9 protein-coding genes are annotated in these 13,872 nt (G+C 46.0%); 8 read left to right on the top strand and 1 reads right to left on the bottom strand.

Annotated elements, in window-relative coordinates; all coding sequences use genetic code 11:
- The first annotated feature begins 46 nt into the window (after window positions 1-46).
- The 6 genes from QZX97_RS00315 (at window position 47) to QZX97_RS00290 (ending at window position 7,822) form a co-directional block, all read left to right on the top strand.
- Window positions 47-2,068: an alpha-L-arabinofuranosidase C-terminal domain-containing protein gene (locus tag QZX97_RS00315; RefSeq protein ID WP_295654282.1), complete on the top strand. Its 2,022-nt coding sequence runs from the start codon at window positions 47-49 to the stop codon at window positions 2,066-2,068.
- Window position 2,069: 1 nt separating this feature from the next.
- Window positions 2,070-3,431: a glycosyl hydrolase family 28 protein gene (locus QZX97_RS00310; protein WP_295654284.1), complete on the top strand. Its 1,362-nt coding sequence runs from the start codon at window positions 2,070-2,072 to the stop codon at window positions 3,429-3,431.
- Window positions 3,432-3,450: 19 nt separating this feature from the next.
- Complete coding sequence (locus QZX97_RS00305) at window positions 3,451-4,797, top strand: rhamnogalacturonan acetylesterase (RefSeq protein ID WP_295654286.1); 1,347 nt, start codon at window positions 3,451-3,453, stop codon at window positions 4,795-4,797.
- 59 nt (window positions 4,798-4,856) lie between these two features.
- Window positions 4,857-5,660: a polysaccharide deacetylase family protein gene (locus QZX97_RS00300; protein ID WP_295654287.1), complete on the top strand. Its 804-nt coding sequence runs from the start codon at window positions 4,857-4,859 to the stop codon at window positions 5,658-5,660.
- Window positions 5,661-5,664: 4 nt separating this feature from the next.
- Window positions 5,665-6,909 carry an oligogalacturonate lyase family protein gene (locus QZX97_RS00295; protein ID WP_295654288.1) on the top strand — a complete coding sequence of 415 codons (1,245 nt, stop codon included), beginning with the start codon at window positions 5,665-5,667 and terminating at the stop codon, window positions 6,907-6,909.
- Between the two features lie 337 nt (window positions 6,910-7,246).
- Entirely contained in the window at window positions 7,247-7,822 is a 576-nt protein-coding gene (locus QZX97_RS00290; protein ID WP_295654290.1) for an RNA polymerase sigma-70 factor, read from the top strand.
- A 32-nt stretch (window positions 7,823-7,854) separates the two neighbouring features.
- Here the strand turns inward: QZX97_RS00290 and QZX97_RS00285 are convergent, their stop codons facing one another.
- Window positions 7,855-8,922, bottom strand: coding sequence for a glycoside hydrolase family 43 protein (locus QZX97_RS00285; protein ID WP_295654292.1), 1,068 nt, complete (start codon window positions 8,920-8,922; stop codon window positions 7,855-7,857).
- A gap of 185 nt (window positions 8,923-9,107) precedes the next feature.
- Between QZX97_RS00285 and QZX97_RS00280 the strand changes: the two genes are divergently transcribed.
- Entirely contained in the window at window positions 9,108-10,127 is a 1,020-nt protein-coding gene (locus QZX97_RS00280) for a FecR domain-containing protein (RefSeq protein WP_295654294.1), read from the top strand.
- 239 nt (window positions 10,128-10,366) lie between these two features.
- On the top strand, window positions 10,367-13,867 hold the full coding sequence (locus QZX97_RS00275; RefSeq protein WP_295654295.1) for a TonB-dependent receptor: 3,501 nt from the start codon (window positions 10,367-10,369) through the stop codon (window positions 13,865-13,867).
- Window positions 13,868-13,872: the final 5 nt, after the last annotated feature.

Genomic DNA, 13,872 nt, shown 5'->3' with positions numbered 1-13,872 from the left:
ACCAATTATGAAACGACTGCTACTGCAACTGCCACTGCTACTAAAGATGAAGAGACTGCTACTGCAACTGCCACTGCCACTAAAGATAAAGCGACTGCCGCTAACAATACTGCTACTGCCCCTGCTACTGCAACTATCACTAAAAGCCCAGGACGTTAAAACCATTAATATACAAGTCGATAAACCCACCGTAAAAATACAGCCCACCATGTGGGGTATTTTTTTTGAGGACATCAACTTCGCTGCCGATGGCGGCCTCTATGCCGAACTGGTAAAAAATCGTTCCTTCGAGTTTGCCAAACCTTTAATGGGGTGGAAAGAAGTACAGATGGAGGGCGGCAACGGCAATTCGCTCATCATCAACCGCGGTATCGAGAATATCAATAACCCCCGTTTCGATAGGGTAACTGTTAAAAGCAACAGCGGCTACTATGCCATCATCAACGAAGGTTTCCGTGGCATGGGCGTCCAACAAGGCAAAACTTATAACTTTTCGGTGCTGGCACGCAAAGTTGCAGGCAATACCAAAATACACATTAAACTGCTTTCCGCCGATGGCAAAACCAGCCTCGGCGAAGCCGACCTCCAGGGTTTTACTACGCAATGGGCAAAGTATACCGTCCCGGTAACGGCAACAGCTACCGAAGCAAAGGGACAATTGAGTGTAGCCTTCTCTAACCAAGGTGTTTTGGATATCGACATGGTATCGCTCTTCCCGCAGGAAACTTTTAAAAACCGTCCTAACGGCCTGCGTGTCGACTTGGCCGAAAAACTCGCCGACCTGCACCCGGGCTTCATCCGTTTCCCCGGTGGTTGTATTGTGGAGGGCCGCGATCTGGCCAACCGCTACCAATGGAAAAAAACCGTGGGTAATGTCGAGGACCGCGAACTCATCATCAACCGCTGGAACACCGAGTTCCCCTTCCGCTCGGCACCCGATTACTTTCAATCCTACGGTCTGGGTTTTTACGAGTACTTCCAGTTAGCCGAAGACATCGGCGCCGAGCCGCTACCTATCCTCAATTGTGGTATGGCCTGCCAGTACAATACCGGCGAAGTTGCCCCGCTCGACCAGCTTGACCCCTTTATCCAGGACGCGCTCGACCTGATCGAGTTTGCCAATGGCGCCGTAACCACCAAATGGGGGGCGCTCCGTGCAAAAATGGGGCATCCAAAACCATTCAACCTCAAAATGATGGGTGTAGGTAACGAGCAATGGGACGTTCAATACCTCGACCGCTATAAGCTTTTCGCGAAAGCCATCAATACCAAATATCCAACCATCAAACTGGTAACCAGCTCCGGGCCATCACCTTCCGGGGATAAATTCGATTACCTGCAAACCGAGCTGCGCGCCCAAAAGGCTAACTTTTTGGACGAACATTATTACCAATCGCCCGACTGGTTCCTGCAAAATGCCGGCCGCTATGATAATTACGACCGCAACAGCTCAAAAATATTCGCCGGCGAATATGCCGCCCACATCAAAGAGCCAAAAAATGCCAAAGAAAGCGAGGTGATGAACACCTGGATAAGCGCCCTCGCCGAAGCCGCCTTTATGACCGGCCTTGAGCGTAACGCCGATGTGGTACAAATGGCCAGCTACGCGCCGCTCCTGGCCCACGTTGATGCCTGGCAATGGCGCCCCGACCTCATTTGGTTCGATAACCTGCGCTCGGTAGGTACCCCCAACTACTACGTCCAAAAACTTTACGCCAACAACAAAGGCACCGATGTGGTTCCCGCTTTAATAAATGGTAAAGCCATCGAGGGCCAGGACAGTTTGTACAGCAGCGCAGCTATCGATAAAAACAAACATCAGCTGATAATTAAACTGATAAATACTTCAACTAAAGAGGCCTCGCTTAACTTCAACGTAAGCGGAATTGCCGGAACGGATAACGGAACATGGACCGAGCTCACATCAGCCAATGACCTTGACTTTAACACACTGAACGAACCCAAAAAGATATTTCCGACCGATAAACCTGTAACATTTAATGCCGGGAAGTTATCAGCTAATTTGAAACCGCGTTCGGTAAATGTAATTACGGTATTATATCATTAACATGAAAAATAAAATCAATGCGTCATTGCGAGCGATAGCGAAGCAACCTCTGCACATGCAAATCGATAATGTAATTCAGGGCGAAAAGCTGTTGGGTTATTTTTTACTGGCCGTTATGCTATTATTTGCCCCTATTGCTTTTTCTAAAAATAAAGTGTCAAATAATATCAGGCGTCACTACCTCATCACCGATAACGGCGCCATTGGCGATGGCAAAACATTGAACACCATTGCCATCCAAAAAACCATCGACCAGGCTTCCGCCGATGGGGGTGGGGTTGTTGAAATACCCGAAGGTACCTTCATTAGCGGCTCCATCTTCCTTAAAAAGGGTGTCGATTTAACCATCAACGACAAAGGCATATTAAAAGGCTCCCTTAACCCCGACGATTACCCGCAGATACACACCAGTTTTGAAGGCGTCGAAAAAATGTACACGGCGGCTTTTGTTAATGCCCAATATTTAACTGATTTCAACATCACCGGTCCCGGCACCATTGATGGCTCGGGCGAAGACCTGATTGCTGTTTACCGCGATTTGAAAACTACGCCCCGCCCCGGTAAGCCACGTTTAATGTGCCTGGAAGGTTGCCATAATGTGTCGGTAAGCAACCTAAAGCTGCATAACGAGGCCGTTTGGTGTATGCACCTGCTATACTGCAAAGGCGTTAAGGTGGATGGCGTAACCATCACCGCCGAACACAATATCCCAAGCAGCGATGGTATCGATATTGATGCCTGCGATGGTATAGACATTAACCATTGCGATATTGATGTGAACGACGATTGCATCTCCATCAAAGCCGGTCGCGAAACTAATACCGTGCCCAACCGCGTTTGCCAGAATATCATCATCGAAAACACCCGCTTCGGCTATGGCCACGGCGGTGTAGCCATGGGCAGCGAAACATCCGGCGGAATCCGGAACGTGGAGGTACGCGATTGCGTTGCCGAAGCCGGTAACTGGGCGCCGGTGCGTTTTAAATCGCAACAAAGCAGGGGAGGCATCGTGCAGCACATCGTCTTCCGTAATTTTAAGCTGAACGGTGTGAACCGTGCCTTCGAGTTCAACATGAACTGGACCAGCTCACACGGCGTGTTGTCGCCACCATCAAACCCGCTGCCCATTGTGAGGGATGTACAACTCATCAACGTAAGCGGCACCGCAAAATCGGGTGGTATTTTGATAGGTTTGGACGGCAGCCCCATCAGCAATGTAAAATTTGTCGATTGTAATATCGAAGCTCAAACCGGCCTGCGCACCACCTATGTCAATAATGTCGATTACAGTGGTCTGAACATAACCGTAAAAGAAGGCGAAAAGGTAACGGCTGTAGCGCCACCGGCAAAAAAGGAACAATAATAAGATGAAACAATTGTATATGAATAGGATAATAAAACTATCGGCTGCCGCTTTACTGGTATTAAGTGCCGGCACGGTATCTGCACAAACCACCGGCTTTAAGTTTGAATTTGGCTCGGGCAAAGTAAAAGATGGCTATACAGCCATAACACCTGCAACAGCCTTTACCAGCCAGTTGGGCTATGGTCTCGATTTCGGCTCAACCGCCAATGCTGTCGACCGTGGGGGTAAAGACCCGCTAAAAGCCAGCCTTATCACCGGCGACAAACCCTTTTTCTTCTCGGTAAACGTACCCGAAGGCAATTATAAAGTTACCGTTACGTTGGGCGATGCCAAGGACAGTTCGATAACCACCGTTCGCGCCGAATCGCGCAGGCTGATGCTGGAGAAAGTGGTAACCAAACCCGGCGAGTTTGTAACCAAAACATTTATCGTCAATATCCGCAAAAGGCCCATCAGCACCGGCGGCGAAGTACATACCAACACCCGCGAAGTCAATAAACTGGATTGGGACGATAAGTTGACGCTGGAGTTTAACGGCAAACGCCCTGCTGTTTCGAGCGTACAAATTGATAAAGTTGAGGACCAGATCACCGTTTACCTTGCGGGAAACTCAACCGTGGTTGACCAGGACGATGAGCCTTGGTGCTCGTGGGGACAAATGATACCCCGCTTTTTTAAACCGGGCGTGGCTATTTCTGACCAGGCCGAATCAGGTTTAACTTTAGCCAGCTTTAAAGGTTCACACCGTTTGGATAAAGTACTCAGCACCGCCAAAGCCGGCGATTACCTGTTTATCGAGTTTGGCCATAACGACCAGAAAGAGAAAGGCCCCAATGATGGTGCCTGGAAATCATACACCGAAAGCTTTAAATACTTTATTGAACAGGCTAAGGCAAAGGGCATGATACCTGTTGTGGTTACCTCCACCAGCCGCCGTGCATTTAACGATAGCGGTAAAGTGGTGAATACCCTGGGCGATTTCCCGGCCGCGGCCCGCAAAGTTGCGCAGGACGAAGGTGTAGCTATGATAGACGTAAACGCCATGACCGCCGATTTTTACAATGCCTTGGGAAAAGACAATTCCACCAAAGCATTTGTACACTACCCCGGCAATACCTGGCCGGGGCAAGGCGACAAGCCACTGGCCGACAATACGCACTTTAACTCGTACGGAGCTTATGAGATAGCCAAAATGGTGATTGAAGGGATAAAATCAAACCATTTAGGTTTGGAGAAATTTCTGGTTGATACGCCGCATTTCGACCCTTCGCACCCCGATGCGCCCGAAACATTCAGCCTGCCTGTTTCCCCGCCAAGCCCGGTATTGAAAGGCGCAGCCTTTGCTAAACCGGCCGGCAATTAAGTGGCAGTTTTGAGTAGCAGTAGCTTTAAGTTGTTATAGGAAAAAAGGAAAAACTTAAAATGAAAATATTAAAAATAAAACTGCCACTGCCACTCAAACTGGCCCTGCTACTGGCCCTGCTACTGCCACTCATAACTAACGGACAAGTCCTCAAAAAACCCATCCCCGATAAATTGGTGGTATTGACTTTTGATGACGCGGTGGTAAGCCATGCCACTATAGTGGCGCCATTATTGAAAAAATACGGTTTTGGTGCTACTTTTTTTATTTGCGAATTTGTTACTCCGCCCTTTACCGATAAAACCAAATACATGACATGGGAACAGATTGCCCAACTCAATAAAATGGGTTTCGAAATTGGTAACCATACCCAAAACCATACCCATGTAAACAAATTGGATAGCGTGCACCTGATGGCCGAGCTAAAATACATCGAAGATAAATGTGCCGAATACCATATCCCAAAACCAATCAGTTTTGCCTATCCGGGATATGATACAAGTCCGAAGGCATTGCCCGTACTTAAAGCCGCGGGCTACCAATACGCGCGTGCCGGTTTCGACCGTGTGTACGATCCCGAAAAGGATAACCCATTGGTGATGCCCGGCTATACCATGCTCGATACCAATAAAGTGCTGATATATGGAGCCCTAAAACAGGCAAAGGCGGGCAAAATATTGGTGCTCACTATCCATGGTGTGCCCGACACAGCGCATCCATGGGTAAACACTTCGCCCGCATTGTTCGAAGAATACCTCAAATACCTCAAAGACAACCATTATGAAGTAATCGCCATGCGCGATTTGAACACATATATTGACATTGATAAAGCACTAACCATTAAACCCCTATTTAAAAAATAGATCCATGAGAAGATCAGCTAAAGTAAACTTCACCGGCATTTGCACCCTTTGCATCGCCTTTTTAACCTTCGCCGCCAAGGCGCAGCAATTACCCGTTATGGAAACAGGGTCGGTAAAACCTATGCCCGCCGAGTGGATCGACAAAGATACCGGCCACAAGGTCATTCGCCTGGTCAATGGCCGCGACAGCGCCTCAAGCTTTTATTTTAACAATAATTGCTTTGTGCCCCAACGTAAAAACGAAGGCGACCTGATGGTGTTTTATAGCAACACGGCAATCGGTAACCAGCTGTTCACCATCAACCTTAAAACAAAAAAGGTGGAGCAATTGACCAACCATCACGGCAAAATGGCCGGCGAAATGGTTTGCCCAAAAACACGCTCGGCCTACTATCAAAGCGGCGATACCGTTTTTGCGGTGAATGTGGATACCAAAGTGAACAAGGTTATTTTTGTGTTCGACCCGAGCTTTAAGGGCCGCGCGGGCACCATCAATGCCGACGGCACCTACTTAGCCTGTGTAAAAGCCACCGGCGACCAGGAACGCGAGATATTGGCCAAATACCCGGCCAAGAGCCAGTTCTTTAACAGGATATACGACGCGCATATCGAACATATCCTGTACGCCGTCAACATCAAAACCAAAGAGATAAAAGAAATACACCGCGAAAACGAATGGACCAACCACCTGCTCTTTTCACCAACCGACCCGGAAATCCTGTCCTATTGCCACGAAGGCCCCTGGGAAAAGAACGACCGTATCTGGAACATCAACATCCAAACCGGTAAAAATACCCTGATGCACGTGCGCACCATGCCCAACGAAATTGCCGGACACGAGTTTTTTGGTGTGAGCGGCACCCGCGAGTGGTTCGACTTGCAGCAACCCAAAAGCAAAACTTTCTTTTTGGCAGCTTTTGATATGAAGACCGGCAAAGAGGACCGTAAGTACGAAATGGACCGCAACGAATGGTCTATCCACTTTAACGTATCAAAAGACGAGCAAACCTTTTGCGGCGATGGCGGCGACCCCGGCCAGGTAGCTAAAGCACCCGATGGCGAATGGATATACCTGTTCAAACCCGTAGGGGACAGGTTCAAGTCAGAAAAACTGGTCAACATGAAACACCATCAATACCATTTGGAGCCAAACGTGCATTTCTCGCCCGACGAAAAGTGGATCATCTTCCGCGCCAATTTTGAAGGAGTAGAGCAGATTTATGCTGTTGAAATAGCCAAGACCCAATAAAACAGCTGGTATAAATCAGCTATCTAAAAAACCTGATTCAATGGGTTTGGATAGTTTATTTACTGCAGCTAAGTGCCCGCATGAGCTACATTCCGGATATTCAATCTCAAAAAGCCACTTTGGTGGCTTTTTTTGTGGATAAAAACAGGATTGTTCAGGACAGTTGTAAACTATCAAAAGTATTATATTTGTTACATACCAATTGTAATCCCTAACCCCTAAGGTTAATTTTATAGCAATAATATGATGCGGGATCTGATATCCCGATACTATAACGTGCACATACGCTGTAGCTAATCATAGGATTTTTATAATTTTAACTTAGACCCTGACCGATATGGCTTCAAAGAATAGTCGTTCAAACCTGTTTAACCTATCCGACATCGAACTGTTGGCCATGGTGAAGGACGACAGTATGGAGGCATTTGAAGAACTATACAATCGTTATTGGAAAAAACTCTACGCTTTTGCCTATAAACGTATCCGCTCACGCGAAATAACCGAAGAAATCATCCAGGATTTTTTGGCCAATTTGTGGGCGGGGCGCAAAAACCTGGTCATTAAAACCTCTTTCGAGGGATATATTTATACCGCGGTACGTAACCTGGTGCTCAATTGCATCGCTAAAGAAACCCGCCGCAACGCCTACACCCAGTTTTTACAGTTGTTTAAAACCGAAGAAGATAATTCGACCGAAGAAACCGTCAACGTTCGCGATTTCTATTTCAACCTGCAAAAAGAACTCAATTATCTGCCCGCCAAATGCCGCTCGGTATTCGAAATGAGCCGCCAGGAAAACAAATCAAACAAACAAATAGCCGACGAACTCGGCATTTCCGAAAAAACCGTCGAAAGCCACCTTACCAAAGCCATCCGCAGGCTCCGGGTAAATTTGAATTCATTGTTCTTTTAGCCTGGCACGACTGAAAAGGTATCGATTGCTTATTAAAATTTCTCGCCCATTTTCCAATTATCGGCAATGCGCTGCGCCTCTTTTTTGGTGATTTGTATAATCCCCGGGTGCTTCGGTATCGAGAAATTGGTAGCTTTCATCACGCCCTCGTTAAAATGGCCCAGATTGGTAAAGTTCACAAAATCGCTGGTTTCGCTAAACCCGAAATTGTGCGGCGTAATGCGATAGATATCATAAACCAAAATCCATTTATCCTGCCCAATCAATTTATAAACGGTAGGCGCTTCATCACCTACCTTTTCAGCATCCACTCTTTTCGGGTCATATACGTAACCTGTATTTATCGAGTCGGAAACAGCCTGCTCAATATGTGAGCCGCCGTTGTGCGAAGCATACATCATATGGTATTTTGTACCCACTTTAGTAATGTCAGCATCAATATATTCGGCCCCGTTAGGATATTCAAAAATGGGTTTGGGCAGCGTTTCCATCGCCGTAAAATCCTTGTTCATATAGGTATAGTAAACTTTGCATTTTTCTTTACCAAAACGCATCGTAAAGTACATCATCGTCTTTTTCTTCGCTTCGTCATAAATCAACTCCGGTGCCCAGGCGCAACCAATGTCAGCCAGTTCAGGGAAAGCCTTATCAACCCTTAATACCGTATGCGACCAATGCACCAGGTCGGCCGATTTCATCAAAACAATACCCCGGTTATTGCCCCATCCATATTTTTCAACCTCGCGCTCCCATAAAGTATTGCGGTAGCCTTCTTTTTGCGCATAAATATGCAGGTCGGTCAAAACCATATATAACATGCCATCCGGCGCACGGTATATGTACGGGTCGCGAATACCCTTTTGCTCCGCGATGGTATCACCTTTAATAACAGGGTCGCCGTTATTAACATCGGTAAAGCTATACCCGTCCTTGCTCATCGCAAAATGCAGACTATGGTCAGCATCTTTAAAATAAACCATCAGGTAAGCGCCCATGTCCTTTTCCTTAGGCGCATTCGGCTTCTTTTGCGCGTAAACCATGTTCAGCAAGAAAATAAGGAGCATGGCCATGCCACACTGTTTAGTAAAGGTCTTGTTCATAATTGGTTAATTAGATACAATAATAATTAATAAATGTAATTTTAACAATTATTATCAAAAAAACTTAGGGGCGCTGCAAAAGTCGGTAAATAAAAAACACAAAATAATTTCAATCCGGAGTAAGGGTTAGGGCTCAGTTGTATGTCATTACTAATACAAGCCCGTTATAAACCGTAACCGCATTGATGAATTATCGCGTAACACCCCAGCTGCTGCACAAGTACATGGATGGCCATTGTACCGACGATGAAGTATTGATGATCCATCAATGGTATGCTTCATTTGAAGGTGAGGATGACCCTTTCGAAACATTGAGCGATGATGAGCAGGAAGTTTTACGAATGCTGATGCTCGATAAATTCAAAAACTCAGTTGGGCATGGTATGGTTTCAGAAACCACCCCGATCCGCCAAAAACGTTTCGCGGTAAAAATGATGTATGTGCTTTCGGGCATGGCTGCATTGTTTTTGATTGCCTTTGGCCTGTATTTTAATCGCAAAGCCAAGGCCGAAAACCCCAACACTATTGTCACTACCGCGTCCGAGCAGATGAAGCTCGATAATCAAACCAACAGCATTTACAAACAGGTACTGTCCGACGGGAGCGTGGTTTGGTTGAGCCCAAAAAGCCAATTGGAATACCCTAAAAAGTTTATGGGGGCTTACCGTCAGGTTAAAATGACCGGTGAAGCATTTTTCGAAGTCAGTAAAGACCATGCCCACCCCTTCATCATCTATAGCGGGGGGGTAATCACGCGGGTTTGGGGCACAAGTTTCCGCATCCGCGCTTATAACAATATTCCAACTACCGAAGTTTCGGTGGTAACCGGGAAAGTTTCCGTTAAGCTGCCCGAAAAAGATGGCTCGGAGGTGATGTTGTTCCCAACGCAAAGGGTGGTATATAGCCGGGCCACAGGCTTTTTAACCCGCGGAACGGAAACACTGCATTCAAGCATGCGTATTTGGCAAAAAACCTCGGTGCAATTTGATGACATACCTTTAGACCAGGTATTAACCATCCTGAATAAAAAATTTGGTACACGTATTTACACCAATGATAAAGAATTAGGCAAATTGATGTTTCACGCTGATTTTACCGATCAAAACCTTGCTTCAATATTGGATATGCTCGAAGGCTCGCTAAACGTGGGCTATAATATGGACGATATCGAAGTTGAATTGTATAGAAAACCTCAAACCAATTAACAAACCTAAAAACCAAATAAACATGGAGAAATAAAAAAGCAGTCATAAAAAAACCGGAAGTGTCATCACCACTCCCGGCTAAATCTAAAGCCCCGTTGGTAACAACGTCCGTGTAAACAGACGATAGGGGATTAATTGTCTCATTTTAAGCCTAAAATAAAACGAACTAATTTATGAAAATTTATTTACTATCCTCAAATACTTGGTGGAAAATTATGAGAATCACCTGTACCCACCTTTTGATAGCACTGACATTATGTGGTGTTTCATTCGCAAAAAGTATAAAGGCACAGGACGTGCTTTTGCGAACGGTCAATATAGCTGTAAATAATTCGAGCCTCGAAAGCACCTTGCGCAAGCTGGAAAAAGACGCCGACGTTAAGTTTGTATACAGCAAAAACATTGTTAAAACCGACCAAAAAATAACCCTGAACTTGTCGGGTAAGGAATTAAAAGACGTGCTTAACCAACTGCTCACGGTGCATGGCATAGTTTACCGTGTCATCAACGATCATATTGTTTTGAACGTAGGGCCCGAATATGTCGAAATAAAGAAAGCCGAAGAAATAAAGAAAGCGCAGGAAGACGCGGCCATTAACGTGTTTGCCATAAAAGGCAAAGTAACCGACGAAAACGGCCTCACATTACCGGGCGTAACCGTAAAGCTTTTAGGTTCAAAACTGGTTGCCGCTACCGATGCCAATGGAAACTATACTTTAAACATCCCGGATGGCACCGGCTCATTGGAGTTCTCTTTTATCGGTTACATCACTAAAGTTGTACCCATAAACGGCAAAAATGTACTCAATGTAACCCTCGAAGAAAGCAACAAGCAGCTAAGTGAAGTAGTGGTAATTGGTTACGGTACCCAAAAGAAAGGCAATGTTACCGGGGCCTTATCCTCTATGAAAAACGAAAACCTTGACGAGCGCCCCATAACCCGCGTTGATCAGGCCCTTGTTGGCCAGTTGGCGGGTGTAACCGTTAAACAAACCACAGGTTTACCGGGCAAGGCATTTAGTATACAGGTACGTGGCAGCGGCTCCATAAGCGCTGGTAACGAGCCTTTATACGTTATCGATGGTTTCCCCTTAACCAATAACTCATCCAACGTGGCCAGCGGTTCTTTTTCTACCGGTAACCCTTTAGATAATATCAACCCGGCCGATATCGAAAACATCGAGGTATTAAAAGATGCGGCAGCCGCGGCTATCTACGGCTCGCGTGCGTCAAACGGTGTAGTGCTCATCACTACCAAACGAGGTAAAACAGGCAAGCCAAAAATTGAGTTCAATAACTCGATTGGTGTAAACGAAGCCAGCAAACATTTGGATATGTTGAGCGGCGACGAATGGATTGCCCGTGCTACCGAAATTATTAATGCTACTTACGTAGCTAAATATGGCAGCCTAGGTGCAACAGCAAACGATAATCCCGCAACCCGCCAGTCATTTATAGGTTTACCTCCAACAGGCCTTAACACAACCTATATGATCGATCCGCGTTGGGCAATGCCCGGGCATCCGGGTTTGGAGTATGAAGATTGGCAGGATGTGATAGAACGCCGTGGCGTAATGCAAAACTCCGAAGTATCGGCCAGTGGCGCTACCGATATGGTAAACTACATGGTTTCGGGTGCGTATCAAAATCAGGATGGCTTTTTAATTGGTGTTGGCTACAAACAATATGGTGTAAGGGCCAATGTGGAAGTAAACCTTACAAAAAAATTAAAATTCGGCGTTAACCTTGCACCGTCATACTCTATTACTCAGGATCCGGGTACCGAAGGTAAAGACAATATCTTTCACCAGGCTTTAAGCATGAGCCCTGTGCAGGAAGATACCGTCGGCCTTTATCCCAATATCGGCAAAAATGCAACCTATGCCTGGAGCAATAGTACCAACGGTTTGTTAGGTAAATTACAGGATAACGTGGGCACTACTAAAAGGTACCGCACACTGGCAACTACCTATGGCGAATACCAGATCATCAAAGGTTTAACATTCAGGACCTCGCTCAATTTAGATAATACCAACAGTGCTTCAAACACCTATGTACCTTATATAACAACCGGTTCGCTTGCCAGCCGTACATTTACCGGGGCCAACAATATATTGTCGGCCACATCCGGTTCGTATAGTAGTTATACAAGGCAAACCTTTGTAAACGAAAATACGCTGAATTACAGCACCACCTTCAAATCGGTACATAGTTTGGATGTGTTGTTGGGCCAGTCGTATAACTACGATCGTTTCGATTCGCAATCATTAAAATCCAGCGGTGGTTATACCAACGCGTCAATTCAAACGCTAAATGCTGCCGCAGCCATTACCGGTAGCACCACCTCTACACAAAACGTGCTCGAATCGTATTTTGCGCGTGTACAGTATGGCTATAAAGATAAATACCTCCTTTCCGCAAGTATACGTGAAGACGGTTCTTCCCGCTTTGGTTCCGATAATCAGTACGGTGTATTCCCGTCAGCATCAATAGCATGGCGGGTTAGTCAGGAGAGCTTTATGAAAGCAGTACCTGCCATAAGCGATTTGAAGGTGAGGGGTTCGTATGGTGTTAACGGAAACAACAACATCGGCGATTACAATACCATTGCAACCCTGGGTTCAAACGGATATGTATTCGGTTCAACGGCGGCTGCAGCTATAGGCCAGGCACCTAACTTGTTGGCTAACCCCGATTTGAAATGGGAGAAATCGCAAACGTACGATGCCGGCATTGATTTCGGTGTGTTGAACAACCGTATCGTTGGTTCGATAGACTATTACAATAAATTGAGCACTAACTTGCTGCTTAACGTGCAGGTACCCGAAGTTACAGGCTTCCAAACTTATCTAACCAATGTGGGTTCGGTGCGTAACGTAGGCGAAGAACTCGAAATCACCACACGCAACCTGGTTGGTAAATTGCAATGGAGCACTAACTTCAATATCAGCCACAATACAAATAAAGTAATAGCCTTGGCACCGGGCCAATCGCAAATCATCATTCCCAATGGGTTTAACGTAAGCGATCAGATCCTCCGTGTAGGCTCCCCTTTAAATAGTATATATGTACTCAAATACAATGGCTTTTTAACCGCTGCCGATATTGCTAACCACGTTGCTATGTATGGTACCGAATCGCCCGGCGATCCAAAATTCGAAGATGCCAATGGCGATGGTGTGATAACAGAAGCCGATAAGCAAATTGTGGGCCATCCTAACCCCGATTATACGTTTGGAGTTACCAATACCTTCCACTACAAAAATTTCGACTTGAGTATTTTAGTACAGGGGCAAACAGGTGGCTCGCTTTATTCAGAGTTGGCTCGGGCTATTTCCCGACCGGGACAAGGTTTTACCGACAATACCCCCGAAACTTTTGTTAACCGTTGGTACTCCGAAAGTAACACCGGTGCCGGTCGTTTTGGTAAAGCTTATGCAACCTATAACTCACCCATTGCCGCTACGCAAGATGCCGTGTACTCAACCGATTATATACGTGTAAGGGACATCACATTAGGATACAATCTTAAAAACTTAATTAAAACCCCATTGATACAGGGTGCCCGTGTGTATTTCACACTCGAGAACTTTTTTGGGGCTGATAAATATTCAGGCGGTTTAAACCCCGATGCAGCCAATACAACGGTAAGCTCTAATGCGAGTTACCCTGAGGCCGGCGATTATGGCGGTTTACCATTGCCTAAATCATTAATATTCGGTGTAAACTTTACATTTTAATTTTA

Source organism: uncultured Mucilaginibacter sp. (genome assembly GCF_903893715.1).
Taxonomy (GTDB): Bacteria; Bacteroidota; Bacteroidia; order Sphingobacteriales; family Sphingobacteriaceae; genus Mucilaginibacter.
The sequence above is the reverse complement of the archived record's forward strand: the minus strand, read 5'-3'. Positions and strand labels throughout refer to the sequence as shown.